Here is a 26,532-nt window from a genome sequence, read left to right on the forward strand (position 1 = left end):
CGTTGCTGCACCAATACCTACTAACGATGCGCACCATCCACAAACTGGCCCTGCCGGACCGCTTCCTGACCGCCACCTCCGACGACGCCCCCGAAACCGCCTCGGAACGAAAATTCCACGACCGCAACACATTCGCCGCCGCAGATTCGAAACGGTCATCCGGACGTCACGGGCTGCGCTCAGCGCTCCGCGCAGCGGTGTGAGCAGCTATAATCAACATATCGGCGACATAACGCATACGACTACTCGGGGTTGTATCGTCGCTCGATTCGAATGAATCCGGCCGATTCGCGGTCGAGGCAGGAGCGTCGGCCATGACGCAACAGCGAAACCCAGCAGGAACCGGGCCGCACGGCCCACCCGGCGAACGCACACCGCGCTTGCTGTTGAAGACCAACGCGTCGAAGACCGGCTACGTCGACGGAGCATGGTGGCCCTACAGCGACAACCTGGCAACCGAACTCCCTGCCCTGCTCAGGGCCTCCGCGATCCGGCTCGACGGCATCCGTCGGGTGACATACCGTCTCGGCGAATGGGCAAGTATGCCTGGCGAACTCGTCGTCGACGGGCAGACGGTGCGGCTCGACGGATACCGGCACGGGACCGTGAACACGATCGAGGTGCTCGGCGCGAGAAACCACCGGCTGGTCCTCCTGGTCGTCCCGCCCTACACCGACGCGCATGATGCGTTCGCCGCGATGGCGTCGGCATCCGCCACCGACAACGCATCGACCGTGGACGAACTACTGATGATCGGTGCACGAGAACGCACCGACCGCACCGGCAGAGCCGCCGCCCTGCGACGATGGCGGCGCGGGCTCGAGATTCGCCACACCGGCTGGGTCGACGGCCGCCCGGGGGCCGCGCAGCGATGACCTCGCCGCCGAGTTCCCGGATCTGCCGGCGGCAGACCGACATGGACGAAGCCGTGCTGCCGTTCCCGCCCAGCGCCACGAACGCGGGCACCATGCTGCCGCCGCATCGATTCTTCGAGCCCGTCCCGGGGCTGCCATAGAACGCGGCGGCTTTCACCTACTCCAGTGACTGCTTGGTGCGGCACCTGTACGACGCGTGGCTCAGCTGAATGCGGCTCCGCCTTCGGAGTCCCAAGTGTGTTCCGCGGCCGTGCTTTCAGTGTGGTCGCGGTGTGCTCGGGCGGTGATGATGAGCAGTTCGTCGACTGTTGAAGGATTCGCGGAGTGGGTCGTGGCGTTCATGGTTGCGTCCGCGACATCCGGGGTGGTGTTCGGGGGGACGACGAGCAGCGCGATCCGGTCTCCGCTGACACCGAGGACATCGAGAGTGCGGGCCGGTTTGAGCCGGTATCCGTCGAGTCGGACTCGGCGCCCGGCGTCGGCGAATCGCCTTGGTGCCAGTGACCATTCGGTGAGGTGGTAGGTGACGCGATGGATGGGTCCGAGTCGCAGCCGCAGTAGTGCGAGCAGATCGGGCAGCCCTGCGGCGAGGTTGTCGCTGTGGGGCCACCATGCGCCGTCGATGTGGCCAGGGGTCGGGGTGTCGGCGCGCAGTCGTAACCGTGCACCGAATGCGGCAGGGGGATCTCGCCCAGTGTCGGGCAAGGTCGATTGAGTGGTCATGATGGGTAGGTCCTTCCAGGATCTCGGTGATTACCGGCTGAATCGATCATGTCGACGTGGCACTGCGGTTACTCGAGCCGGTCTCGCCAGCTCGGGTGAGTGCGGATATGTCGTGAGCCGCCGGCATGTTCGGCGCGGTCACGGCTCATCGCGGTTTCCTCGGAATGCGATCGGCGCAGCAGCCGCCGAGCTGCGCTGCCGGGGTTGAGTCGCTGAGTGTCGGCCGAGCGGCGGTTCAACACGACCATGACGAGGACACCGATCACGATGCCGGCGATCAGGACGGTGATGATGAGCATGACAACTCCTGAGTTGAGGGAACGCACGGCGGGTTGCGGCGTCGTCGATGTCGGGTGACCGACGACGATCGCCGCGTGGGAACCTCGGCCCGATCACCGACCGGCCGAGGTTTGACCGAACAGCTTGCCCAGGCCGCGTCCGCGGAATGCGCGCCGGCTGCCGGTCCCCTGCCCGACCACGTCGCCGGGCGCATCGGGTGCGACATCGGTGGTGCCGGTGTGGCTGTAATGGGTAGGGGCGCCTTGGTGGGTGGTGGTTTTGAGTTCCTTGCGGGCGGCGCGTCCGCGGCGGGCGGTGCGGCGGGCACCGGCCAGTAGCAGGCCCAGCCCGGCGATACCGATGCCGCCGACGACGATGCCGTAGAGGAACAGCACGCCGGTGGAGCCCGTGACGTGGTAGCCGAGCACCGCGAAGTTGTCGGTCAATGCGTGGTTCGCACCGCCGTTGGCGAACACTCCCGCGACGCCGACGAACACGGCGGCGATGAGGATGACGAGCCCGATGATGACGATCATGGCGATCCCTCGGATCTGTTGGTCCTTCCAGTACACGCCGACAATCGCCCAATGTCAACACTGTAGGTCTACAGCAAAGGAAGGCGATGGCCTTCCGGGGGTGCCGGCCAGCCGGGCCCGGGGCCGCCGCCGGTGCCGCGGAATCATCGCCGCATCAGGCCACACTCCTGTGGAGCGCAAAGGTGTAGCCTCAAAGGTGTCAGCATCGTAGGTCCACGATGTAGACGCACGAAAGGGTCGGGCAATTGTCTTCCAACAAATGCGTCACCCCCCTGCCTGCCGCACCGATCGAATTCTCTTGTGCGGCATGCCCTCACACCTGGGAAGCCCACGATCGGATAGGAATCAGGTATTGCACCGCGACGACGACGCGCGGGCTGGATCGAAAATGCGCCTGCGCCCGCCCGGTCGATCACGAGAAGACCTACTACCGATAGAAGGCAAGAGGATGGCAATGAAAACGCCCTACGAGCGTCGAGTGGCTCGTGTTCGAGATGTCGTGCGGAAGTACTCGGAGCTCGACGACAACGCCGCAACCGAGCTGGCAGTGCAGGTGCTGCACGCACTCGATACGATCCCCGAGAAAATACGCTGACGCCTGCTCTGCAGGACTCCATGGTTGCCCCCGCCGCCTCGGCGGTACGGCAGCGGAGGCAACGCGGCTGACGTCGGTAGATCTCAGCGATCGCGCTACCGGGTGGCTGTCAGATGGAAGGTGAACCGATTGTTTCCGGCCCGTTCGTGGGTCACCTTCACCAGCTCTCCTGTGCGAACGGACCGGAACTGGTCGTTGAGCTCACCGGGTAGTGACTCTTGCGTGCCGAGCTTGTAGGAATACGGCTCCCCTGCATAGTTGACGTTCCGGTAGAAGGTGGCTTCATCGACGCTCACGGTTTTCTCCCTGCAACTCAGTGGACAGCGCCGAACGAATCGGCCCAGGTTGCACCCATCGACGAGAAAGCCGACCGGCTGGATCGGAACTCGAAATCTCTTGGGCTCGTTGACATCTCGTCAGGCTACCCGTCCCAGTCTATGGGGATTCGGCGCATCCTACGGGCCGATTACTGCGACCCCCTAGTTCTGACAGCTTCCGCTCGTCGGCAATTCCGACCTGCGCTACCGCAGGTCGGTCACCCGATCGGCTGGCCGGTGAGCAGTCGGGCCGCGAGCCAGGCCTGGCGCAGGTGGCCGACCACGCCCTGTGGGGACAGGGCCATGGACCATACCGTTGTCGTAGTGTCGTTGTGGCACTGCGGTTTCGGTTCGGCGAGGTGCTCGGCCAACCAGTCACCGATCATCGGTGCCGCGATGAGCGCCAGCGACACGTGGCCGCTGAGTCGGTCACGGATGTATCGAACCTGTGTGCCTCCGGCTCGGTAGCGGGCAACGTGCTCATCGATGGCGTCGACGGGGACGATGAGGTCGTTGACCGGCTGCACGATGAGGATCGGGATATCGGGTGACCGGCTCCCGGGGCACACCTCGGCGAGGGCGGCGCGAACCGCCGGGTGCGTCATCAGGTCGGTCAGACCGGTACCGTTGTCGGCAACCTTGGTGCCGACACCGCGCAGCACGATCTGAATGGTGGCGCGCGATTCGGTGTAGGCGAGCAGGTCGAGGAATTCGGCGCTGAGCTGGGCGCGCACGCGGTCCAGATTCGGGTAGGCGCGGCGCAGCCCGGCCAGGCACAGGGCGACGAGACCGCTGGAGACCGTTCGGTTCAGTCGGGTCACGGCTTGGGTGGGATCGCCCACGGGCGATCCGGTGAATCCGGCGGTGATGTTGAGTTCTGGAGCGTATTCGGCGGCCGTCTCCGCGGCCCAGGCGGTGGCCAGCCCGCCCGCGGAGTAACCCCAGAGGCCGACCCGTGTGGTGGGGTCCAGACCCAGTTGGGGGAACGACAGTGCCGCACGGATTCCATCGAGGACGCGGTAGCCGGGTTCGCGCGGCACTGCGAAGCGTCCGGCGGTTCCGACGTGGTCGGGCACAGACACGGCCCAGCCGCGGGAGAGGGCGTTGGCGATGATGAGGATCTCGAACTGCGGAATGGAGCCGAAGGCACGGGCGCCGTGACGCAATGCGTAGGACGGCAGGCATTTGGTCGCGACGGCGTCGATGGCGCACTGGTAGGACACCAAGGGGCGGGTCATGGAGGAGTCGGCATCCCACGGCAGCATCACGGTCGTCACCGCGGCCTCGGGAGTGCCGTCGAGGTCGTTGGTGCGGTACAGAAGTTGCCACGCCCGCACCTTCTGCGGAATCCGCCCGAACAGTGCCAACCGAACCCGGCGCGATCGCAGGATGGTGCCGGGGCTGTAACTGTCGAGCGCCGCCGGCGGGAGGTAGAACGGGTCCACTTCGGGGCGTAGCGGGTGCGAGTCGGGTAGAGGGATCTGATCGGCGGCGGGCCGGAGCCCGTCGAAATCGGAGTCCGCGTCGGCGACAAGGCTCATGTGCGTATCCCTTCGAACGGAAGATCCCAACGGCATCGGCGACCGCCGATCCGACTTCGACGCCTGCCTCCAAGATAGAAGGTCCCGCCAACTAAATACATTGTGCTACAGCACAATTCAGAATAAGGGACAGACCCTACGGTCTTTCTGCAAACATGGACTACTTCGCCGAGTTCGGTGGCGCCAAATAAATTTGGGTGTCTCGCGAGATTCAGGACGGCGGATGGCCCGGCAGCCCCGTCGCCAGCAGGGTGAGATAGCTGGGGTGGGCGGGATCGAGGATGATGCTCTGCCCCTTGATCTTTCGTTTCAGTGCTGGTGTCAGGTAGTGCCGCGGGAAGCAGCTGGATGCGACGGTGAGCCGCAGGCGGTGGCCGGCACGCAGCAGCGCTTCGGTCGGATTGATCGCGATGTCGATGTCGAATGGTTCGCCCGGCACGACCGGCAGCACCATGTCGGCGCGCAAGGGATGCACGGGTGCCACCAGTTCGCCGTCGATTCGGGTGCTGCGCGAATCATCGATGGCGCGCAGCGACGACAGCAGCGCACCGCGGGTGAGCGGGACCGAAGCACCCGAGGGCTCGACGTCGGTGATCGTCACCGACCAGAAGGCCTCGGTGGCGTCGGCCTGGACGCGCAGGTGCAGGTTGAGCGGACCGGACAGGATCACGTCGGTGGGCAACGGTTCGGTGGTGAAGGTAACGGCGGTGGCTTCGGCCCGGCGATCGTCGGTGGCAAAGCTGCGTCCCAGCAGCGTTGTCACGCCGCAGGACATGATCGCGGTGTTGTTGGAGGCGAGGCTGCGCCGACCGGTCGGCAGTGGCAGCTGCCCACTATCGGCGCAGGGCGTGGTCCGCAGCGAGGCATCCACGGCGGCATGCGCGGCCGAACCGCTCGATTCGGCGGTGAGGTGCAGCCGGTGCACGGTGGCGGTGGGGCCGGGAAAATGCGGGCGCGCCACCCATGCGCCGTCGCCTTGGCGGCGGATGGTGATCGGTCCGTAGCGTTCGATGCCATTGTCGATGCCCTTGAGCCAGTGGTCGAACCACGCGCACTGCAGTTCGTCCACCGCCGGCGGATTACCCGGTTCACCGAAACCCGAACCGAGGCTCAGGTGATAGCCGTCGTCGACCAGGAGCTGCTTGACTCCCGCCTCGACGCCGAGGCGGTCGAACATCCGGAAATTGGAGCTGTTGTAGACGTCGTGCCAGGCCCCGAGGATCCAGGTGGCCGCGGTGATGTTCTCCAACTGCGACAGTCGCGCCGCCCACTGATCGTTGAGGAAGGCATCGGGGTGCCCTTCGGTGAACGCGATCTGCCCGGCAAGCCTCAGCCAGCTGATCGGTTCCCGCACGCGGTCGCGCAGATAGCGCCCGAGCACGCGATTCTCGACCAGGCCCCGCAGTGACGGCACCCATTTCCCGGCGTTGATCGCCGCCATCCACAGCACCATGCCCGGCGTGGGCACACCGCCGGTGAGACCGAGTTCGCGCACCGGGTCTTCGCCGGCCACGCCCACGAACACCGCGTCGAGTCCCTCGGGTCGCTGTCCCGCCGCGATCAGCGCCGCGATTCCCGCGTAGGACAGACCGCTCAGCGCCAGATGCCCATTGCACCAAGGCTGTTCACGGATCCATGCCAGTACCTCGACATAGTCCTGCTGGTCGCGGGGAGTGAAGAAATCCCAACTGCCGGTGGAGGATCCGGTGCCGCGCACATCCACCACCAGGGAGGCGTAGCCACGCGACACCAGCGTCCGATTGTCTGCCCAGATGTCCACGACACCACCCGCGGGGGTGTGTACCAGATCCCGGCCGCGGAAGCGCCGTCGATCCGACGGCTCCACCCGCCGACCCGCGCGCTGCGCCGATCTCGCGATCTTCGCGCCGTAGCGGTTGCCGATCCGGTTGTATGGCGTGAAGGTGACGACCACCGGCAGCGCTTCATCCACCGGCGTGGATCGGTGGTGCGCGGGACGGATCAGGTCGGCACACAGCACCGCGCCGTCGGACATCGGGATGGTGATCGTGGTGTCCACGCGGGCCGCCGGGTACATCGCCGGCCCGATGTCGAACCGAGCATCCGGCGGTAGCGGGCCACCAGCGGCGGAAAGCGGTGCGGCCATGGGAGATCCTTTCGAGGTCGTTGTGTCGAACCTGGTCAACGTCCGCGATTCGAGCAAGATGATGCGACAGGACGGGTCGATTCGCTTGACGCACTCGAGGATGCGCATCCGCACGGCCTCCCTGCCGCGCCACACGATGTTCACGGTAGCCCTAGATGAACACTGGTGTCTATATGTCCACGCATACGATCGGGGCGTGGATCAACGGGTATCGCCCAGGCCGCGTGCACCACTGCCGCGTGGAGTGCACGCACTGTCTCGTGCGGAGGTGGCCGCCTCGCAACAGGGCCGGTTGCTGCTCGCGATGGCGGAGGTGGTGGCCGAGAAGGGTTATGCCGCAACGACGGTCGCCGATGTGCTGAAACGGGCGCGGGTATCGCGGTTGACGTTCTACGAGCATTTCGCCAACAAACAGGCGTGTTTCGTCGCCGCCTACGACACCCTCGCCGAGGAAGTGGCCCGGCGGATCGGTGCGGCGTTGTCGGTGGGCGGGGAACCGATGGAGCGGGTTGAGCGGGCTCTCGGTGCCTACCTCGAAACATTGGCCGAGGAACCGGCGTTGGCCCGGATCTTTCTGGTCGATTCGCATGCGGCGGGCCCCGAACTGCTGGAGCGGCGTTTCACGATGCACCGCACGGTCGCGGACTCGATCGCGGCCCAGCTCGGCGCGTCGACCGACGGGCAGCGGATGGCGTGCGAGGCATTCGTCGGAGCGGTGCTGTCGATGGTGACCACTCGGATCGTGGCCGGGGAACTCGCCGCGGTCCGTGAACTACGCGGGCACATCATGAAGCTCGGACGAATCGTCTGGGACTCTTTTCCCGAACTGTAGACAGAGTTGTTTATTTGGCGTTAGGTTCTGGATACCTGGTCGCCCGCGACCGAATACGCTTGCAACCGATTGCTGAGATGACAACCAACACAACAGGTATCGGCCTGCTTACACGCTGTGTCCCATTACTCGCCGCCGCGCTGATCTCGGTGACCGTGATCGCTCCCGTCGCGTCGGCCCTCCCCGCCGACGGCGGCGGCCTGGGTGCGCAGTGGACCGCTACCCACGAGGCGCCGCCCGAATATCCGGCCGTGCACATCGACTGGGACGTACCGATCACCATGAGTGATGGAACAGTGTTGAAGGCCAACATCTATCGGCCGATGGATGCCGCCGGTCATGTCGTCACGGAGCCGACACCGACGATCCTCAACATGACCCCGTACACGAAGCTGATAACGATGATCATCGACTCGCTGCAGTCGATCCCCGGACTGTCGGAGCCGTTGATGAACGGGATCGGCAGTCTCAACGCCGACGGTACCGCGCTCGAGGGCATCACCGATATCACCCAGGCGCTGTCCGGAGGCGGCGCCCGTGCCTTCGGGGTCGACCGCGAACTCATCCGGAGCGGCTACACCCAGGTTGTCGTGGACGTGCGCGGAACCGGCTTCTCTCAAGGGATCTGGCAGGTATTCGGGGCGCGCGAACAGCAGGACAACGCGGAAGTGATCGACTGGATCAGTCGCCAACCGTGGAACGACGGCAAGGTCGGCATGAACGGAGTCTCCTACTCCGCCATCAACCAGTTCCACGCCGCCGAAGCCAACCCTCCGGCGTTGAAGGCGATCTTCCCGATCGAAGCCGGCACCGACCTGATGCGCGGCTACGCGGCCCAGGGTGGCGGTCTCGGTCCCGTGGTCTGGGGGCTCCCGCTGATCGTGAACGTGGCCAAGTTCATTCCCGATCTGCAGTCCATTCTGCAGGGCCGGTTCGACATGAAATGGCTGACCGACCGATTGGCGAGCCCGATGGCGTTCGAGGATTACGCGATCGCACTACTCACCACCCCATCCATGGACCAGCTGCCGCCGCGTGTGCGGCAGACATTCGAATCCGCCAGCCCGTTCCGCCAGGACTGGACCAACGATCTGAGCTCCATCCGGGTGCCGACCTTCGTCGTCGGCGGCTGGCACGACGTCTGGAACATGTCCGCGCCGCGTCAGTACAACGGCCTGCGACTACCGACAGCCCAGAAAAAGCTCCTGATGGGCGACACCTATCACCTCAACCCAGGATCGGGCTTCGGCCGCCCCGGCACCCCGCCGCGGCTGGACGTGCTGCAACGCGCCTGGTTCGACAAGTGGCTGAAGGGAATCGACAACGGCATCGACGAATACGGCCCGGTCGTCAGCCAGCGGCAGGGCGGTGGGTGGAGCATCGCCCCGGCCTTCCCCCACCCCGACACGACCCATGAACGGGTATATCTTTCCGCCGCACCCAGCGGCACCACCAGCAGCAGCATCCATGACGGCACTCTCACCTTCACCCCACCGGCGGACAACACCCGTCTCACCGTGGCCCCGGGCATCATGAGCATCTGTTCCCGCGATACCGCCGAAACATCCATGGGCATCACCTCGATCGTGGTGGGCTGCACCACCGACGCCCGCCCACAGGAACTCAACGGACTCACCTTCACCAGCGCCCCGGTGACCGAACCGACCCTCGTCTCCGGACCGATCAACCTGCACCTCAACACCGTTCTCGACGCCACCGACGGCTACTGGACCGCCACCGTCAACGACGTCGCCCCCGACGGCCGCTCCACCATGCTCACCACCGGCCAACTCGTCGCCTCGCTTCGAGCGATCGATGACAGCAGAACCGAGCGCTCCGCCGACGGCGACATCGTCGCCCCCTACTACACGCTCGACCTCGCCACCCGCCAACCGGTCGTCCCCGGCCAACCCACCACCGTCGACATCGGCTTCAACCCCACCGAAGCCGTCCTGCAACCGGGCCACCGCCTCCGCGTCGACATCTACGCCTCCAACTTCCCCAAAGGCGTGCCGGCCCTCCCCATGCTGATCGACAGCGGCCTCAAACCCCAGCACATCCAGCTCGATCCCACCGCGCCCAGCTACGTCACCATCCCCCTCAGCCGCACTTGGTAGGCCGCTGACCTGGATCCCTCGGGCGGGCCCCCAGCGCCCGACCTCCCCTCGCCGAGCCGCCGATTCGCCGTTTGCCATGCGATGAGTGGAGAATTCAAGAATGAATCGAGAACATCGGCCGTCACCAGGCCTGTTCAGCCACCGCACCGAACCCGAGGACTCCGCCGCACCCACCTCCGACCCGGTCCCCCCGCCCACCTTCAGCAGCGCCGATGCCGACCGTCCGGTGACGCCGCAGGACGCGCCGGGCCGCGACGGCTGATCCGACGACCACGCCGCTCGGCCGACACGGCCGGGATCGGCGTGTCGATCCGATTCCGGTGGGCGCGGGGATTACGAATCGGCGCGCGACAGCTTCATCCGCTCGAGGTGCTGAAGGCGCTCCTCGGAAGGTTGGATCCATGTCAGCGCCCAGCGGTTGATGTCCAACAGCACCTCGCTCAGGGACTCGCCCTTTTCGGTGAGGCGGTACTCGACGCGCACCGGAGTGGTGGGGTGCACGATCCGCTCGACCAGGCCGTCGGCCTCGAGATCCTTGAGCCGCTGCGACAGCAGTTTGTCGGTCATCTCCGGAACAGCCGAGGAGATGTCGCTGAAGCGGGTGGCCCCGGCGCGCAGGGCACGCAGGACCACCGCGGCCCAGCGGCGGCCGATGATCTCCATCGCCGTCGTGTAGTACGGGCAGTACAGGTACATCACCTCGTCGTCGACGTCGGCGACCCGCACCGGATCGGTGTTCTGGCGGTGCTCCATGGTGCTCACTCTTCTTCTCATCATTTTGGAAGCGACTATCTTCATGATAGCTCAGGACTCCCGCCCGAATTTCAGCGCGATACTCCCGGAACGGCGCCCCACAGCTTCTCCATCACACGCATGTCGAAGTACGGCTGCACGTGCACGATCCGGCCGTCACGGAAGCGGAAATAGTCGGCCAGCGCCAGATGCGTGCCGTCGGCGAAGTCGATATCGAGCAGAAGACAGCCCTCGTCGCCATCGATCAGCCGGGCATGCTCGCGCACCCGCGCACCCTTCGAGACCTCCGCGACCTTGACGAGGATCGGAAGCACGGCGTCCCTGCCGGACGTGAGAGGGATGGCGGGCCCCTCGAAGGTGATGTCGTCCGCGAGCGGCGCGGCCTCCATGTTCTGGTTCAGCATGCAGTCGAAGTACAGGTCGAGAACCTTGTCGATCTCCGCGCGTTCCATGGCTGACCTCCTCGGATGAATGTGGAGCAATCCTCATTGACTATCTAAGGTATAGAGCCTATCTTGAATCATGGCAACCCAGTAGCTATCGCTGGCGGCGGGCGCAGCATCGTAGCGAGACCTCCAGAGCGGAGGAAAACGATGGCGATCCTCGAGAACCGGACCCCTGCCCGGAAGTCCACTTCGATGCGGTGGGTTACCGCAATCTGCCGACTGTCCTCGATCCGGAAAGGTGAGCAGTGAAATGACCGACGACACAGCACTTTCCGCTTCCGCATCGTGGGGAGAACCACGCAGCAAGACCGTCACCTGGTACGACCCGGTCGCCACCGCACAAGCCGGAGCGAGGATGTCGGGCCTGGAGTACCTGCGCGCCATTGTGAACGGCGAGCTTCCCGAAGCCCCGATGGGCAAGCTCTTCGGCGGCACGAGCGATGGCAAGGTGTCGGAGGGGCGCATCGAATTCTCTTGTCTGCCGGACGAATCGACCTACAACCCGATCGGCATCGTCCACGGCGGCCTGGTCTGTTTCCTCCTGGATTCGGCCGCGGGTTCGGCCGTGCACACCACGCTGCCCGCGGGCGTCGGCTACACCTCCATCGAAATCAAGGTCAACTACCTGCGGTCCATCCACGCCGACACCGGCCGGATCTACGCCCGGGGCTGGGTCACCAAGCCGGGACGACGAGTTGCCTTCGCCGAAGCCGATGTTCGCGACAGCGCGGGCAAGGTGCTGGCCACCGCATCGAGCTCACTGCTGATCCTGTCCCCTTCCGCCGCGTAGAGGGGGCGAGGCCTATCCGGCGACAGGGCTCATCGACAAGCAGGTGCTGATTCGTATGCGCGCCGAGCCGAGCGGGATCATGAGTTGTGCCTCAATCTTTTTCGCCTGTTTGGGCAAATTGCCAAGTTGCCGGGAGTGCTTGGCGGTTGATTTCAACTGGAAACACTATCTTCACAGGCAGTAACCGGGCCGAAATCATGTGGGCTGTAACGTGTTTCACCGGAGAGGGAAAGTCGCCTTCTCCGGATGAGATCGAAGGAGAGAACCATGGGATTGGTCGCCGGTTTGATCGAAATTGTCGGGAACGTGCTGCATCTGCTGCTCGGTGGGCTCTAGTCGACTGTCTGAAACAATGAGGTGGTGACGGCCACCTGAGACGACGTATCTGGCTGTCCGGCGACTGCAGCGCCGGGCAGTCCACGTGCGATCTATTCCAATTGCGTTCTCGGGGAAGAAGCTCGACCGTGAGCTGAGTCCTTTCTCACCCGTCGACCTCCCCGATGATAATGCTCACGGGCCGCCCGGCAATCGGCGGCGGCCCGCATGGACCTCCTCGATCAGGTCCTCGTATCCCACGGCCAATTCGGCCAGCTTCTCCCAGGCGTCGCCCAAGGGGCAGTCGCAGCAACCGGCCAGGGCGGCGAACGCGATCGCGGTGAATCGCGCCATGCGGTCGACGACCGCGCCGATGGTTTCGGTGTGGACGCGCGCCGCGCCGTGTGAAGGCGGCAGTGAGCGCTGGACGCACTGGTCGATCTCGGCGATCAGCCCGGCACGTTCGTCTTCCAGTTCAGAATCTGCAATCTGCAGTGTTCCCAAACATTTTTCGTGAATCCCGGCGAGGGTGTGGGCAGCCGCCAGGATGGGGTGGCGCTGGTAATCGATACCCCGGCAGGCGTGCAGCAGTTGGCTTTTCGTTGGCAGTGGATTCATGAGCAGCACGAGTTCCCCCGGTCCTGTTGAACGGTTGACCTGAAATGTCTTGTGGCGGAGTGCAAATGGTGTCTTGTTCACGGTTATCGGCGTGTCAACAGTGATACTCTTTGCGCGAGCGGGGTGGAAGTTCTCACACGGCCTGTCGGCGTGATCGGCCACAGATTCCAAAAAGACCTATTCCATGTTGACACCCAAATGGATAGCGAGGCTAAGCAATGAGCGGTCCAACGGTCTCGAGCAGGGCACTTGGTAAGCAGTTGCAGAAGTATCGGAAGCGCGCAGGGCTCTCCGAGTACGCGGTTTCCAAAGCGGCAGAAACCTCCGCGCAGACGTACGGTCGGCTCGAGGACGGGCTGAAGCACAACGTCACCAACATGATGATCAACGCCATCTGCGACAGGTTGCAAGTAAGCAATGACGAACGCCGCCTACTGTTGGTGCTGGCCGAGGAGGTCAGGCGGGAGCGGGCGTCCTCGGGCAAGTGGTGGCGTGCACAGGCCGATGAGATCTCGCCCGAGTTCAACCGCTACTTGCACTTGGAGGAATCTGCTCGGCGTCTGACCATGTGGAACCTCGCCCTAATGCCAGGGCTGCTGCAAACGACAGAGTATCGGCGAGAGATCGCATGGGCTGAGAAGCCTTCCTGGACGCCCGAAGAGGTCGAGCGGAGCATTGCACTGATGATCCGGCGGCAAGAGCGCCTGTCAGACCCCGACTTCGAAGTCGAAGCGATACTGTCCGAGGCGCTGCTTCGATACAGGATCGGCAATAACAGCATCATGACGGACCAGCTGCTGCACCTACTGGAGGTGGGAGAGCTGCCGAACGTGTCGATCCGTGTGGTTCCGTTCGCCGTCCCCAACACCATCGGTCCGGTCGCCGACTCCTTCGTCTGGATGGACTTCCCGCAGCTCGAATCCACCAAGCTCCAACAGCCTCCGGTGGTGTATGTGGAGGAGCTTGTAGGTGGCCTGTATCTGGAGAGAGAAGTCGAGATTGCCCAATATCGGGATGCGCTGCCTCGAATCCGGCGTATAGCGTTGGGTGAGAACGAGACCAGGAATCTGATCTTGGCAACCGCAAGGGAGTATTCCGAGTGAGCATCGACCTATCCAGGGCTGCCTGGTTCAAATCCAGTCGAAGCAATCCCGATCGAGCCTGCGTCGAGATCGCCCACCTCGACGGCGGCATGGTTGGCGTCCGCGACTCCAAGAATCCAACCGGTCCCGCCCTCGTCTTCACCCCCGCCGAGTGGGACACCTTCACCTCCGGCGTCACCAGCGGAAAGTTCGACCAGATCTAAGTTCCGCACACCTGCGCCATGTAGGGTCTCGAAAGCCGTGGCCGAATCTTAGAATGATTGGCCATTCAGTGGCCAGTTGGCCGCGATTTGAGATTCGACTCCCTCCGTCAGCCGTTTGGTGAGTGATTTCGCCAGTTGCGGTCGGTGGCAGGGCGACTCGGGTGGCGAGTGCCCCAGGGTCGAGCGGCGCGCCGGAGGAGCTATGCCAACGCGCCCCTGTGGCTCTCAGCCGACGGGGGCCAGGGTCCACATATTGACCGCCGGGAGCAGATCGCCCTTGATCGAGTCGCACTCGGAGTTCCGTCGGATACCACCGACGAGGCCGTCACCGCTCGATCCACCCCCGGTGAACGCCTGCCAGCAGCTGAGGGGGCCGCGTCCGGACTGACGCTGGTGAATCACGCCCCTGTCCGCATACCCCTTCATAAGGACGTACCGCCACCTCTGCACACTCAGCCTGCTGTCGCTGCAATCGACGCCCTGAAAATCCCAGGACAGCACGCACTGACCGGTCGCGGCGTTCCGCAGCCGTGATGCATACGTGCCGTCGATCGCCACCCACGTCTGGTCGGCGCCGACCGGCTGGGCGCACGATTTCAGACCCACCACGCCGCCCACCGCGCTCACGCACGTACCGGAAACCCCCACGCTGGCAATGCTGAAACCCTGCTGGGGCGCGGGCCAATCCGCCGCCGCCGGACCGGCTGTCACAACACTGCCCAGCGCGGCCGCCGCGGCAGCGGACAACAACAGTCGGCGACGTGAGACACCACGAGACGAACAGTTCACGACAACGACCTCCAACTCTCGGTGGCGGACGAGCTGATCTCCCCAGTGATTCGGAGCGCACCCCCGGCAAGACGGCTTGCCCCGGTACGACATTCGATCACCTGCCGAACCCACCGGTAGCTCAGGATGCGCCAGAAATTGCCGGGGAACGCCTGGCCGCCATCGGAACCCCGGGCCTTCCGCAGCCCTACACGCCAACACACGAGCACTCGCACCGAGTCGCGCTGCCGAGGCGCGTCACCGAGGTGCCGCCCGCCCACGCGCTATGTTACTGAAAATTTCCTCCACATTCGGAGGAGCAAGGCACCGACGCCGCCGCCGGACCGTACGGCAGAGACGACTGGTTACATCTGTCCCCCAAGCAGGTCGGATCAGTTCCCGGAAAGCTCGGACACCACCGCCCAGGCACTGTTAAGTTAGTCACAGTTCTTTCTTGATTAGCGCACCGCGGGCGCTAGCGGTGTTCTCGGACCATCACGGTGGCGCTCGGGGCTCACTGAGGGATGGCGAAGAGATGGACGGACTCAGCAGGCGCAACGCATTGAAGACCGGCGGGGCGTTGGGCGCGTTAGGTGCACTGGTTGCGATGAGCCCGGCGCGGGCGCAGCCGTGGACATGGTCGCCGGAGGGGTCGGTGGCAGGCGGCGGGGACGGTGCCGATCCGCTCACCGTGTGGGATCCGGAGGCCGACGAGGTGGTCGCCGCGGCGCTCGACCGCGGTGAGGTGCCCAGGATCAACGAGATGCTGCGGACCTGGACCAGGAATGGCCAGCCCTTGCCCGCCGGTCTGCCTTCGGACCTGCGGGATTTCATGGAGTACGCGCGCCGGCTGCCGCCCTGGGCCGATCAGGGCAAGTTGGCCACCGCGGTCGAGTTCAACAAGAAGCGGGGGCTCTACCTCGGCGTCCTGTACGGGCTCGCCAGCGGCATGATGAGCACCGTCATTCCCAAAGAGGCGCGCGCGGTCTACTACTCCAAGGGCGGGCACGACCTGAAGGACCGCATCTCCAAGACCGCCAAGCTCGGCTACGACATCGGCACGCACAACGCCTACGCCCCCGATGGCGAGATGATCGTGACCTGCGTCAAGACCCGCCTGGTGCATGCCGCGGTGCGCCACCTGCTGCCACAATCGCCGCATTGGGCGCAGGTCGCCGATGAGGATGTTCCGATCAGTCAGAACGACATCATGGTCACCTGGCACAGCCTGCCCACGACCGTCATGAAGCATCTGACCGCCTGGCGGGTGCCCATCCCCGCACACGAATCCGAGGCGTTCCTGCATTCCTGGCAGCTGGCCGCGCACATGCTCGGCGTTCGCGACGAATACATCCCCAACTCGTGGGCCGAGGCCAATTCCCAAGCCGCGCAGGTCCTCGATCCGATCCTCGCGGTGACACCCGAGGGCATCAAACTGGCCGATCGGCTCCTGCGGCTCGGTACCCAGCTCGATCTCGCCCTGCTCACCAAGCCGGTGCTCGGTGCGTTCACCCGATTCCTGCTCGGTGACCGAATCGCCGACGGGCTGTACATCCCCAGGGAACCGGTGTGGGATCCGATGCTGCGGCTGAGCTGGGGGCCGTTCATCGCCGTCCGCGAGGGCCTGCTCCCCGTCGTCCCGCTCGCGCCGGACATCTACTGGCTCTTCGACGAATTCCTCCGCCAATCGGCCCTCATCTACCTGGCCGAACTACGAATGCCGATCAGCATCGAACTCCCGACGATGAACCGGGACATGGCTCAACCACCGCGCTGACTCCGGCACCGGAACCGGCGTGTCGATCTTGGTTTCGCAGGAGGCTGGCGCATGCTTCCAGCGGCGGGTCGAGGCGGGTTCACGCGGTGAACAGGGGTCTGGATGACAGGTCTGCGGTTGCCCCGGGCGATCGAGGTGGTCGGGGCGCGCACCCATAATCTGCGCGACGTCGACGTGCGGGTGCCGCTGTGGTCGCTGGTCATGTTGACCGGGTTATCGGGGTCGGGGAAATCGTCGCTGGCCATGGGGGTGCTGTACGGGGAGGGGTCGCGGCGGTATCTCGATGGGTTGTCGGCCTATACGCGGCGGCGGATCGGGCAGGCGGCGCGGCCGGATGTGGATCGCGTGGATTTTCTGCCGCCGGCGTTGGCGCTGCGGCAGCGTCCGCCGGTGCCGGGGCCGCGCAGCACGGTCGGCACGATGACCGAGGTTCTCAATATCGTCCGGTTGATGTTCTCGCGGCTCGGGTCGCATGTCTGTCCGAACGGTCACCGTCTCGAGCCGTCCCTCGCGACCAGCGACCGGCTGTGGCTGGATTGTCCTGTGTGCGGGGCGCATTTCGAGCACCCGAGCGCGGAGTCGTTCTCGTTCAACACCCTCGGCCGCTGTCCGGCCTGCGATGGGCTCGGCATCCGGGACGAGATCGATCCCGCCACCCTGCTCGACGAGAGCCGATCGGTCGCCGAGGGCGCGGTGCTGCCCTGGAATCTGGCCGGGCGCTGTTATATGCCGGAGGTGGCCGCCGAACTGGGCGTGCGGACCGATGTTCCGGTGCGCAAACTGACTGCGCGCGAACGCAAGATCCTGCTCGATGGTCCCCCGGTGCGGCGCGAGGTCCACCTCACCAGCAAGGCGGGGCGTACCGTCAGCCCGGTCATGACCTACGAAAGTGCCCGCCGCACAATCGAAAACGCCTTGGCGAAAACCACCAGCGAGGTGACGCGGCGGCGGTTGAGCCGGTTCTTCCGCACCGGCCCGTGCCCGCAGTGTCACGGCAGCAGGTTGCGTCCCGAAGCGCTGGCGACGACGCTCGCCGATCTGGATCTCGCCCAGGTGAGCGCCTATCGGCTCGATCAGCTCGACGATTTCGCCGAGACGGTCGGCACCTCGCTTCCGGCTCAGCTGAAACCGCTGTCGGACCGGTTGACCGGCGAGCTGCGTACGGCGGCGGAGCCGTTGTGCCGCTTGGGGATCGGCTATCTCGAGCTGAACCGCGCGGGCTCGACCCTGTCGACCGGTGAGCGTCAGCGCATCGGCCTCACCGACACCTTGCAGGCGAGGTCGACCGGGATGCTCTACGTCCTGGACGAACCCTCGGTGGGGCTGCATCCGGAGAATGTGGACGGGCTGCGGTCGGTGTTGCGCAGCCTGGTCGATGCGGGCAATACCGTGGTGGCGGTCGACCACGATATCGCGCTGCTGCGCGATGCCGATCATCTGATCGAAATGGGGCCGGGCGCCGGACAGGCCGGTGGCACCGTCGTCGCCCAGGGCAGCGTCGCACAGCTGGCGCGCAACCGTCGTTCGGTCACCGGGCCGTATCTGTCCGGCCGGGCCGAGACTCTGTTCCGCACGCGCCGGGCGGTTCAATGGCGCGGTCCCGCACTGCGATTCACGGTCGACGGGTGGTACACCCTGCATCGGGTGACGGCACGGATTCCGGTGGGCCGCCTGACGGCGGTGACCGGGGTCTCGGGGTCCGGCAAGACCTCGCTGATCCTCGACAGCCTCGTCCCCGCCCTCACCGCCGATACCCCACCGGGCCATGTGCGCCTGCTCGACAAGGCGGGCATCCGGCGTGCCGTTCACGTCGACGCGACGCCGATCGGCAACAACTCGCGATCCACTCCCGCCACCTACAGCGGCGCCTTGGACCCGATCCGCTCCTGGTATGCCGCCGAATCCGGGCTCAGCGCAACGCATTTCTCCTACAACACCGCGGCCGGGCAGTGCCCGACCTGCCTAGGGCTGGGCGAGTTGAACCTCGATATCCAATACCTGCCCGACCTGACCGTCTCCTGCCCGGACTGCCACGGCGCCCGCTACAACCCCGAGACCCTCGCGGTGCGGGTCGGCGGCAAGACCATCGCGCAGGTGCTGGCCATGACGGTCACCGAGGCCGTCACGCATTTCGCCGACCACCCGAAGATCACCGCGCCGCTGCGCGCCCTGGACGAGGTCGGGCTCGGCTACCTGAGCCTCGGCGAACCCACGGCCGCCCTGTCCGGCGGCGAAGCCCAGCGCATGCGGCTGGCCACCGCCCTGGGCACCGACCAGCACGACATCCTCTACGTCTTCGACGAGCCGTCGATCGGCTTGCACCCCACCGATGTTCGCACTCTCGTCGGGGTCCTGGACCGCCTCCTCGACGCGGGCGCAACCGTCGTCGTCATCGACCACGACCTCGACCTGATCGCCAACGCCGACCACATCATCGACATGGGCCCCGGCGGCGGCCCCGACGGCGGCCGCATCATCGCCACCGGCACCCCGGACCAGATCACCGCCGATCCGCACAGTCGCACGGGGTATTGGCTGCATCGCCACCTATCAGCGGCGACCGCCGGAAGGCCGACATGATTCCGACCACCCCGTAGCGTGTCGGCTCGGTACGCCGACATCGCCGGGTAGCGTCCCTCGCAACATTGTGCAGAGGGTTGCGACGATCGAACGGGAGGACGCAATGGCCGGTATCACCTTGCCCGACGATTCCTGTTTGGACGACGTACTGTCGCGCGTGCCCGCGGCCATCCGCCCGGCTATGAGCATCAATCTGGTGCGGGCCTTGTCGCGGTCACCCGAGTTGGCGATCGAGTTCACCCGAGTGGGGTCGGTGCTGTTCGCCGCCGGAGCATTGAGCCCGGTCGATCGGGAATTGGTGATTCTGGCGTGCGGGGCTTGCTACGAGGCTCCCTATGAGACCGCGCAGCACGAGCCGATCTCGCGCTCGGTCGGGGTGAGCGAAGCCCAGCAGGCCGCGGCGGCGGCACGACGGTGGGACGACCCGGCCTTCAGCGTGGCGCAGCAGGCCCTGCTGCGGTTTGCCGCAGCGGTTGCCGCCGCGCCCACGGTACCGGCCGATGTGTTCGACGAGGTGTCACGTCATTACGACGACCGGCAGGTCGTCGAGGCCGTCTTCGTGACCGGCTACTACTTTCTCGTCGCCCGGCTCACCACGGTGCTGGACGTCCCGCTCGATCCCCCGGCCGACGATCGGGTTCTGCAGGCCATGCTGAACGCGCACAACAGCGGCCACTGACCAGGCATCGGCCCCGAACCGTAACCCCGCCTTGGCAATCCGTGCAAAGGATGGCGTTGTCGTGTGCACATATGCGACTGTGTGAAAGTTGGTTCCGCGGTGAGGAAAGGGGATCGGTCCCATGGCGCAGACGGTTCGGGGTGTGGTCGCACGGTCCAAGCAGGCTCCGGTGGAGGTTGTCGAGGTGGTGATCCCGGATCCGGGACCGGGCGAGGCCGTGGTGCGGGTGCAGGCGTGCGGCGTCTGTCACACCGACCTGCACTACCGAGAGGGCGGGATCAACGATAATTTCCCGTTCCTGCTCGGTCACGAGGCCGCGGGCGTCGTGGAGACGGTCGGCGCGGGGGTGACCGAGGTGGAACCGGGTGATTTCGTCATTCTGAACTGGCGGGCCGTGTGCGGGACGTGCCGGGCCTGCCGCAAGGGCAAGCCGTGGTACTGCTTCTCCACATTCAATGCGGCACAACCGATGACGCTCAGCGACGGCACCCCGTTGACACCGGCGCTCGGCATCGGCGCCTTCGCCGAGAAGACTCTCGTCCACGCCGGGCAGTGCACCAAGGTGAATCCGGCGGCCGCTCCCACCGCCGCGGGTCTGCTGGGGTGCGGGGTCATGGCCGGTCTGGGCGCGGCCCTCAACACCGGCGGGGTGACCCGCGGTGACAGCGTGGCCGTGATCGGCTGCGGCGGTGTCGGCAATGCGGCCATCGCGGGCGCGCGGCTGGCCGGGGCGACCACCATTATCGGCATCGACCTGGACGAGCGAAAACTGAAGTGGGCCGAGCAATTCGGCGCCACCCACACCATCAACGCCGCCGACGGCGACCCGGTCGCCCGAGTGCAGGAGCTGACCGACGGATTCGGCGCCGACGTGGTGATCGATGCGGTCGGCCGGCCCGAGACCTGGAAGCAGGCGTTCTACGCCCGCGATCTGGCCGGGACCGTCGTCCTGGTGGGAGTGCCCACTCCGGACATGCGCCTCGAGATGCCGCTGCTGGACTTCTTCTCCCACGGCGGTGCCCTGAAATCGTCGTGGTACGGCGACTGCCTGCCCTCGCGTGACTTCCCGTATCTGATCGACCTGTACCGGCAGGGGCGGCTGGACCTGGATGCCTTTGTCACCGAGACGATTTCACTCGCCGAGGTGGAGCAGGCGTTCGCGAAGATGCATCGCGGCGAGGTACTGCGCTCGGTGGTGGTGCTGTAGATGGCCCGCATCGACCACACCGTCACCTCGGGAACCTTCAGCCTCGACGGCCAGAGCTTCGACGTCGACAACAACGTCTGGGTCGTCGGTGACGACAGCGAATGCGTGGTCCTCGACGCACCGCACGACGTCTCGGCGATCCTCGGCCTGATCGGCGGCCGCACGGTGCGCGCCATCCTGGCCACCCACGCCCACGACGACCACATCCGCGTCGCGCCCGAATTGTCCCGCGCGACAGGCGCTCCCGTCCTGCTGCACCCCGACGATCTCGTGCTGTGGCGACTGACCCATCCGGACCTCGATCCGGACGGCGAGCTGGCCGACGGGCAGCTCATCGGGGTCGCCGATACCGCCCTGCGCGTGCTGCACACCCCCGGGCACGCCCCCGGCGCCTGCAGCTTCCACGCTCCCGATCTCGGTGTGGTCTTCACCGGCGACACCCTCTTCCAGGGCGGCCCGGGAGCCACGGGGCGCTCGTATTCGGATTTCGGCACCATCGTCGACTCGATCGCACGGCGGCTGCTCACGCTGCCCCCGGAGACGACGGTCCACACCGGCCACGGCGATTCGACCACCATCGGCGCGGAGGCCCCGCACCTGGACGAATGGCGTCGCAGGGGGCACTGACACCTATCAGGGCAGGTGCGGTTTGGTGCCGGGCTCCTGGGTGGGCTCGGTCTGCGGGCTGGCCGGGACGACCGGTTTCGGCAGTCGATCGGTGGCGTTCGCGCGGGCGACCTCCATATCCACGCCCGGGAATTGCACCGGGGTGGTGGCCGGGGGCTTGTCCAGCCGCAGCGCCGAAGTCAAGTCGCCGAAGGTGCGACGGCGCCACTCGGAGATATTGGGTTCGCGCACCCCGGTGAACCACTCCAGAAAACGCAGGCAGGAGGTGTGGTCGAAGGGTTCGGTGGCCACCCAGCCGCCCGCCGTCCACGGGGACACGATGATGGTCGGCACCCGATAGCCGCCGCCGATCGGCTCGCCGCGGACGAATTCACCCGGTTCGCCCGCGGGCGGCAGGGGCGGCACGACGTGGTCGAACAGGCCGTCATTCTCGTCGTAGGTGACGATGAACACCGTCTTGGCCCACAGCTGCGGGTTCGCGGCGAGGGCGTTGATCCGGTCGGCGATGAACTTCGCTCCGTCGGCGGGCCGATAGTCGGGGTGCTCGCAGGCGGCGGCGTTCGGCAGGATCCAGGACACCGCGGGCAGCTTGCCCTCGCGCGCATCGCGTTCGAACTGTCCGATCGGCGAGGTCGCAATGCCCTTGCGGTGCAATGCGGAATCCTTCGGGGCCTGGCGGAACCGGCGGAACTGCTCCAGCAGGTTCAGGCCGTAGTCGTCGATCTCGTTGTAGACCTTCCAGCTCACCCCGGCCTGTTCCAGCCGTTCGGGATAGGTGGTCCAGCCGTAGCCGCCCGGCGGTGCGGTGTTGCGGGTGATCGGCCCGCCGCCCCGGCCGTCCGGATCGATGGTCCCGGTCATCCACATCATGCGGTTGGGCCAGGTCGGGCCGAGCACCGAGCAGTGGTAGGCGTCGCACACGGTGAACGCGTCGGCCCGGGCAAAGTGGAACGGGATGTCGGCGCGCTCGTAGTAGCCCATCACGTAGGGGCCGTTGGCGCCGTCGGCCTTGCGATGCGCGGGCAGCCAGCGGTCCATCTTCCCGCCGTTGAGCGCCTCGTGCTGCACCGCCCAGGCGTGCGAGGTGGACGGGATCTTCTGCACGCTGTTGCGGTAGGTGTCCAGGTGGAACGGCAGCGTGTAGCCGTCCGGGTTCTCCGGATCGGGCTGCCGGAACACCGGCGACCCGTCGGGCAGCCGCGCCGCGTCCGGATCGCCGAACCCGCGCACGCCCGGCATGGTGCCGAAGTAATGGTCGAACGAGCGGTTCTCCTGCATCAGCAGCACCACATGCTCGATCGGCTGCGGCGCCACCGGTTCGGCCAGCACCCGCCGGACATTCGGCGGCATCGCCGCGAATGCCACCGCCAGCGCCGCCCCGCCCAGGAAACGCCGCCGCGTCAAACCGCTCCCGGGCGTGTGCAATTCACTCACCGCGGTCACGCTACGGCGAGACCGTGAACGGACTGTTTCCACGCGGTAGCTTCTCGCGCGAACTCGGACGTATCGCCTATTCGGTGAAGTGCGGAGAGCCCATGTCCTCCGGCATCATGCCGGAACGGACCCACCAGGCGACCTTGGACTCCGGTTTGCGCCGGGCCTGCTCGCAACACTTCTCGCGTAACCAGTGCCGGAATCCGAGACGGGGCCAGGCGTCCAGCACCGCATCCAGGAACGAGCGGTCGAGAGCGTCCACGCGGAGGGCGTGGGTGTCCAGGCCACTGCCCATTGCCGTCAGGTCGATCTCCGGCACGAGACCGCGGTCTCGATTCGCGTCCAGGTGCACGGCGATGGCATCGCTGACTATTGCGACCCGGTCGGCGGGACAACCCTGCTCGCGCAGGAATTCCGCCGCTGCGGCGGCACCTTCCAGCTCGAAACCGGCTGGGCCGTCGAATCTTTCGGTCAGGCCCAGATCGTGCAGTACAGCGCAGATGTACAGCAGCTCTGGATCCACCGTCCACCCGTGCACCTCCCCCAGCGCCCACCCGAATTGATACGCCCGCTGGCAATGGTTCACCAGGACCGGGGGCGCGCACGCCACCAGGAGCCCGGTGGCGGTCCGTGCCAAGGGGGAGTCCGGGCACTCCACCGGGGCGGCCCGATAACGCATCGATCATCTCCTTCTCACCGATGCGGTGAGAGTCCACATCGGCAATTCCAAGATCGTCGCTACCGGGTGGGTTACGCAACCACCTGGTACGTCTAATTTCGCGAAGAATGCGCCAATTCCGCGCACGGGACGACTCGTCGGCGCACCGGGCCGTGCGCGAGTTCCGCCAGGCGCGGAACGAGGGCCAGATGACCGGCGGCACACGCGGTATCGAGTGCGCTGCGCGCGAGCTGCGATGCCCTGCTGTCGGCGCGGGCGTGCGACAGTTCCGCGTAGGCCCACCGCCCTTCGTGGCGAACCAGGGGGATGCTGTGGTGCACAGCGGTTTCCACCATCGGCTCGGCCTCGTCCAATCGACCCTGATGCACCAGGACCACTCCCAGCCGGGCCGCCGCCCAGCCGGAGAACAGCGGTACGGACTCCGCCGCCGCCAGCGATCGCCGGAAGGCCGATTCCGCGCGGCCGAGGTCACCGTGCGCCTGCGCGGCCACGCCGATACCGCGCCAGGCCGCGGCCGTCTCCTCGGCATGGTTCACGCCGCTCGCGATCGACAACGCCGATTCTGCGTCGTCGAGGGCCTGGTCGATTTCCCCCAGCGCGGCCAGAGCCTCGCTGCGCTGCCACAGACAGCGACACTGCACCACGGGGTGGTCGACGCCACGCGCCCAGGACAGCACCGCGTCGATATCGGTCAGCGCCGCCCGCGGCTGGCACAGGAACAAGCGGGTGTAGCCGCGCAACGTCTGCGGATTCCACAGCCGCAGGAGCTCATCCGGAGTCAGCGGGAGGCGGACGAGCTGGTCCAGCTCCCGCTCGGCTCGGGCGATGTGCCCGGTCAGGAAGCTGGCCATCGACCGCCAATACACCAGGCGCGTGGCGCCCTGCGGATCGCCGGAGAGCTCGAGCAGCCGGCGTGCCTGGCGGAAGCGTCGGCGTGCGCGGTCGAAGCGCGGCAGGGTCAGGTCGATGATCGCCGCCGCGGCCAGCGCCTGGCCCCGGGCCGCCGGATCGTCACCGGCCTCGGCAATCGCCAACTCCGCCAGCTCATTTCCCAATATCGTATCGCGGGCGCGGGTCTCCAGGATGGCCAGCCGGGACAGCACACGCGAGCGGTCGGATCCGGTGGTCTCGCCGAGCGCCTGTTCGAGGTCGGTGCGCGCGGCCTCCAGCGCGCCGCGCCGCCGACGCACCTCGGCCCGCACGGTGAGCAGGGCCGCCCGCTGCCGACCGCCCACCGGCAGGGCGAGACCGGCCTCGGCGCAGCGCAATGCCGCATCGTCGGCGATCCGCCGCAGCCGGTCCTCGGCCGCCGCGGCGTAGGCGGTGGCCGCCTGGGACACGTCACCGGCGGCAGCGAGATGCGCGGCGATCTCCGCGAGGTCACCGCCGCGCCGACGCAGCTCCGCGGCCAACAGCAGATGCAACCGCGCCCGCCGCCCGGCATCCAGCACCGAGTCGAGCACCCCGGCGACCTCCGGCCCGGCGAGCACCCATCCGCCGGAATCATGGGGGTGGGCCAGTGCGTGATCCGTCGCGGCGCTCACCAGGCCGGTTCGGCGCAGCGACTCCACATCATCGAGGGCGGCCCGCAGGTCACCGCCGACGATCGAGGTCAGCAGCGCCGACGAGACCGGCCGCCCGGCAATCGCGATCAACGCCAGTAAGTCCGTCCGCGTGGGCTCGAGGTCCGAAATGCGCTGTCGCAGCGCGCGGTCCGCGTCCGCTTCTGCGGGACGGGTGATCTGGTCGAGCAGCACCTGCTGGCGCAGTGCCAGGGCGGCGGTGGAGGGATCGACGCCGAGTTCGTCGGCCAACCGGGCGCGGAACTCGTCGAAGGCGCCCAGTGCGGCGGCCCGGTCGCCGCCCAGCGCCAAGGCGCGCACCAGGAGCAGGGTCGACGCCTCGCGCAGGGGCTGGCGCTCGCAGGCCAGCCGGGCCCACTGCGCGGCGGTCACCGGGTCGCCGACGGCCAGCGCGGCGGTCGCGGCACCTTCGAGAGCCTGGAGATAGGTGTCGCACAACCGGTTTCGAGGGTCCTGCGCCCAGTCGGCATAGGCGTCCTCGGTCAACGGCTCACCGCCCCACACGGTCAGCGCCTGCGTGAACGCCGTCAGGGCCGTGGCCGGGTCGGTCGCCAGCGCGCCTCGGCCGCGGGCGGTATCGGCCAGGAGGGCCTCGGTATCGATCCAGATCCGCTCGTCGATGACCAGCATGTATCCGGCCGGGCCGGTTTCGACCAGCGACCGGTCGCCGAGCGCGCTGCGGATGCGGCTGATCAGGACCTCGACATTGCCCGCCGGATCGGCGGGCTGCCGCTGCGGCCACAGCGCCTCGGCGGCCGCATCTTTGGACAGCAGCGTGCCCGGCCGCAGGGCCAGTAACCGCAGCAGCCGTCGCGCCTGCAGCCCGCCGAACTCCCGCGGTGCCACCCGCACGCCCGCGCGCCGCACGATGAACCGGCCGAGCATTCGAATCTCGACGGCCGGGAATTCACGAGAATTGTCCGAATCCGATTTGCCGTTTTTTTGCGCAATTGTCGTCATCGACGGCCCGCCGTGTTTCGTCCGACCCCCGACGTCGTACGACCACACGGACGAACCGCAGGGAATTCGC

General features: G+C 66.6%; 27 protein-coding genes and 1 pseudogene. 15 read left to right on the forward strand and 13 right to left on the reverse strand.

The genetic code is table 11. The features are described 5' to 3' along the window. Both IU452_RS38755 and IU452_RS37025 read left to right on the forward strand, forming a co-directional pair. Positions 1-203: pseudogene (locus IU452_RS38755) on the forward strand (acyl-CoA desaturase); the annotation flags it as partial. A gap of 111 nt (positions 204-314) precedes the next feature. After that, a complete protein-coding gene (locus IU452_RS37025; RefSeq protein ID WP_195113939.1) occupies positions 315-875 on the forward strand; it encodes a DUF5994 family protein in 561 nt (186 codons plus the stop codon). Between the two features lie 201 nt (positions 876-1,076). Here the strand turns inward: IU452_RS37025 and IU452_RS37030 are convergent, their stop codons facing one another. From IU452_RS37030 to IU452_RS38760, 3 genes are all read right to left on the reverse strand, one after another. After that, positions 1,077-1,598, reverse strand: coding sequence for a DUF5994 family protein (locus IU452_RS37030; protein ID WP_195113940.1), 522 nt, complete (start codon positions 1,596-1,598; stop codon positions 1,077-1,079). Positions 1,599-1,666: 68 nt separating this feature from the next. After that, positions 1,667-1,897: a hypothetical protein gene (locus IU452_RS37035; RefSeq protein WP_195113941.1), complete on the reverse strand. Its 231-nt coding sequence runs from the start codon at positions 1,895-1,897 to the stop codon at positions 1,667-1,669. A 93-nt stretch (positions 1,898-1,990) separates the two neighbouring features. Next, positions 1,991-2,413, reverse strand: a complete 423-nt coding sequence (locus IU452_RS38760) for a hypothetical protein (RefSeq protein WP_228819396.1) — start codon at positions 2,411-2,413, stop codon at positions 1,991-1,993. Positions 2,414-2,658: 245 nt separating this feature from the next. Between IU452_RS38760 and IU452_RS37045 the strand changes: the two genes are divergently transcribed. Then, complete coding sequence (locus tag IU452_RS37045) at positions 2,659-2,850, forward strand: RGCVC family protein (protein WP_228819397.1); 192 nt, start codon at positions 2,659-2,661, stop codon at positions 2,848-2,850. Positions 2,851-2,867: 17 nt separating this feature from the next. Continuing rightward, complete coding sequence (locus IU452_RS38765) at positions 2,868-3,008, forward strand: DUF6307 family protein (RefSeq protein ID WP_416382411.1); 141 nt, start codon at positions 2,868-2,870, stop codon at positions 3,006-3,008. Positions 3,009-3,103: 95 nt separating this feature from the next. Here the strand turns inward: IU452_RS38765 and IU452_RS37050 are convergent, their stop codons facing one another. From IU452_RS37050 to IU452_RS37060, 3 genes are all read right to left on the reverse strand, one after another. After that, positions 3,104-3,304, reverse strand: coding sequence for a beta/gamma crystallin domain-containing protein (locus IU452_RS37050; RefSeq protein WP_195113942.1), 201 nt, complete (start codon positions 3,302-3,304; stop codon positions 3,104-3,106). Positions 3,305-3,543: 239 nt separating this feature from the next. Further along, positions 3,544-4,866 carry a lipase family protein gene (locus IU452_RS37055; protein ID WP_195113943.1) on the reverse strand — a complete coding sequence of 441 codons (1,323 nt, stop codon included), beginning with the start codon at positions 4,864-4,866 and terminating at the stop codon, positions 3,544-3,546. Between the two features lie 211 nt (positions 4,867-5,077). Next, entirely contained in the window at positions 5,078-6,991 is a 1,914-nt protein-coding gene (locus IU452_RS37060) for a CocE/NonD family hydrolase (RefSeq protein ID WP_195113944.1), read from the reverse strand. Positions 6,992-7,259: 268 nt separating this feature from the next. On the opposite strand from IU452_RS37060, the gene IU452_RS37065 reads away from it, so the two are divergent. The 3 genes from IU452_RS37065 to IU452_RS37075 all read left to right on the forward strand — a co-directional run bounded on the left by IU452_RS37065 (position 7,260) and on the right by IU452_RS37075 (position 10,202). Further along, positions 7,260-7,823 carry a helix-turn-helix domain-containing protein gene (locus IU452_RS37065; RefSeq protein WP_324193032.1) on the forward strand — a complete coding sequence of 188 codons (564 nt, stop codon included), beginning with the start codon at positions 7,260-7,262 and terminating at the stop codon, positions 7,821-7,823. Between the two features lie 77 nt (positions 7,824-7,900). Further along, positions 7,901-9,940 carry a CocE/NonD family hydrolase gene (locus tag IU452_RS37070; RefSeq protein WP_195113945.1) on the forward strand — a complete coding sequence of 680 codons (2,040 nt, stop codon included), beginning with the start codon at positions 7,901-7,903 and terminating at the stop codon, positions 9,938-9,940. A gap of 100 nt (positions 9,941-10,040) precedes the next feature. After that, positions 10,041-10,202: a hypothetical protein gene (locus IU452_RS37075; RefSeq protein ID WP_195113946.1), complete on the forward strand. Its 162-nt coding sequence runs from the start codon at positions 10,041-10,043 to the stop codon at positions 10,200-10,202. A 71-nt stretch (positions 10,203-10,273) separates the two neighbouring features. Here IU452_RS37075 and IU452_RS37080 read toward each other — a convergent pair whose 3' ends face one another. Together IU452_RS37080 and IU452_RS37085 are read right to left on the reverse strand one after the other, a co-directional pair. After that, positions 10,274-10,693, reverse strand: coding sequence for a winged helix-turn-helix transcriptional regulator (locus tag IU452_RS37080; protein WP_228819404.1), 420 nt, complete (start codon positions 10,691-10,693; stop codon positions 10,274-10,276). Between the two features lie 71 nt (positions 10,694-10,764). Next, a complete protein-coding gene (locus IU452_RS37085; protein ID WP_195113947.1) occupies positions 10,765-11,145 on the reverse strand; it encodes a nuclear transport factor 2 family protein in 381 nt (126 codons plus the stop codon). Positions 11,146-11,389: 244 nt separating this feature from the next. On the opposite strand from IU452_RS37085, the gene IU452_RS37090 reads away from it, so the two are divergent. Beyond that, entirely contained in the window at positions 11,390-11,929 is a 540-nt protein-coding gene (locus tag IU452_RS37090; RefSeq protein WP_195113948.1) for a PaaI family thioesterase, read from the forward strand. 510 nt (positions 11,930-12,439) lie between these two features. Here IU452_RS37090 and IU452_RS37095 read toward each other — a convergent pair. Continuing rightward, a complete protein-coding gene (locus tag IU452_RS37095) occupies positions 12,440-13,024 on the reverse strand; it encodes a DUF4254 domain-containing protein (RefSeq protein ID WP_324193033.1) in 585 nt (194 codons plus the stop codon). A 56-nt stretch (positions 13,025-13,080) separates the two neighbouring features. Between IU452_RS37095 and IU452_RS37100 the strand changes: the two genes are divergently transcribed. Continuing rightward, positions 13,081-13,965, forward strand: coding sequence for a helix-turn-helix domain-containing protein (locus IU452_RS37100; protein ID WP_195113949.1), 885 nt, complete (start codon positions 13,081-13,083; stop codon positions 13,963-13,965). Beyond that, on the forward strand, positions 13,962-14,168 hold the full coding sequence (locus IU452_RS37105; protein ID WP_195113950.1) for a DUF397 domain-containing protein: 207 nt from the start codon (positions 13,962-13,964) through the stop codon (positions 14,166-14,168). Before IU452_RS37100 ends, IU452_RS37105 begins: the two co-directional genes overlap by 4 nt. Before the next feature lie 225 nt (positions 14,169-14,393). Here IU452_RS37105 and IU452_RS37110 read toward each other — a convergent pair whose 3' ends face one another. Beyond that, the gene (locus IU452_RS37110; protein WP_195113951.1) at positions 14,394-14,957 is read right to left on the reverse strand and encodes a hypothetical protein; all 564 of its coding nucleotides are present in this window, start codon (positions 14,955-14,957) and stop codon (positions 14,394-14,396) included. 514 nt (positions 14,958-15,471) lie between these two features. Between IU452_RS37110 and IU452_RS37115 the strand changes: the two genes are divergently transcribed. From IU452_RS37115 to IU452_RS37135, 5 genes are all read left to right on the forward strand, one after another. Further along, entirely contained in the window at positions 15,472-16,713 is a 1,242-nt protein-coding gene (locus IU452_RS37115; protein ID WP_195113952.1) for an oxygenase MpaB family protein, read from the forward strand. Between the two features lie 102 nt (positions 16,714-16,815). After that, entirely contained in the window at positions 16,816-19,293 is a 2,478-nt protein-coding gene (locus tag IU452_RS37120; protein WP_195113953.1) for an excinuclease ABC subunit UvrA, read from the forward strand. Positions 19,294-19,396: 103 nt separating this feature from the next. Then, complete coding sequence (locus IU452_RS37125; protein ID WP_195113954.1) at positions 19,397-19,972, forward strand: carboxymuconolactone decarboxylase family protein; 576 nt, start codon at positions 19,397-19,399, stop codon at positions 19,970-19,972. Between the two features lie 121 nt (positions 19,973-20,093). Then, on the forward strand, positions 20,094-21,179 hold the full coding sequence (locus tag IU452_RS37130) for an S-(hydroxymethyl)mycothiol dehydrogenase (protein ID WP_195113955.1): 1,086 nt from the start codon (positions 20,094-20,096) through the stop codon (positions 21,177-21,179). Continuing rightward, on the forward strand, positions 21,180-21,806 hold the full coding sequence (locus tag IU452_RS37135) for an MBL fold metallo-hydrolase (protein ID WP_195113956.1): 627 nt from the start codon (positions 21,180-21,182) through the stop codon (positions 21,804-21,806). Positions 21,807-21,812: 6 nt separating this feature from the next. On the opposite strand, the gene IU452_RS37140 is transcribed toward IU452_RS37135, so the two are convergent. The 3 genes from IU452_RS37140 to IU452_RS37150 form a co-directional block, all read right to left on the reverse strand. Then, positions 21,813-23,156: an alkaline phosphatase family protein gene (locus tag IU452_RS37140; RefSeq protein WP_195114024.1), complete on the reverse strand. Its 1,344-nt coding sequence runs from the start codon at positions 23,154-23,156 to the stop codon at positions 21,813-21,815. Between the two features lie 160 nt (positions 23,157-23,316). Then, positions 23,317-23,919, reverse strand: a complete 603-nt coding sequence (locus IU452_RS37145; protein WP_195113957.1) for a metal-dependent phosphohydrolase — start codon at positions 23,917-23,919, stop codon at positions 23,317-23,319. 92 nt (positions 23,920-24,011) lie between these two features. After that, entirely contained in the window at positions 24,012-26,462 is a 2,451-nt protein-coding gene (locus tag IU452_RS37150; protein WP_195113958.1) for a BTAD domain-containing putative transcriptional regulator, read from the reverse strand. Positions 26,463-26,532: the final 70 nt, after the last annotated feature.

It is taken from the genome of Nocardia transvalensis, assembly GCF_015477765.1.
Classification (GTDB): domain Bacteria; phylum Actinomycetota; class Actinomycetes; order Mycobacteriales; family Mycobacteriaceae; genus Nocardia; species Nocardia transvalensis_A.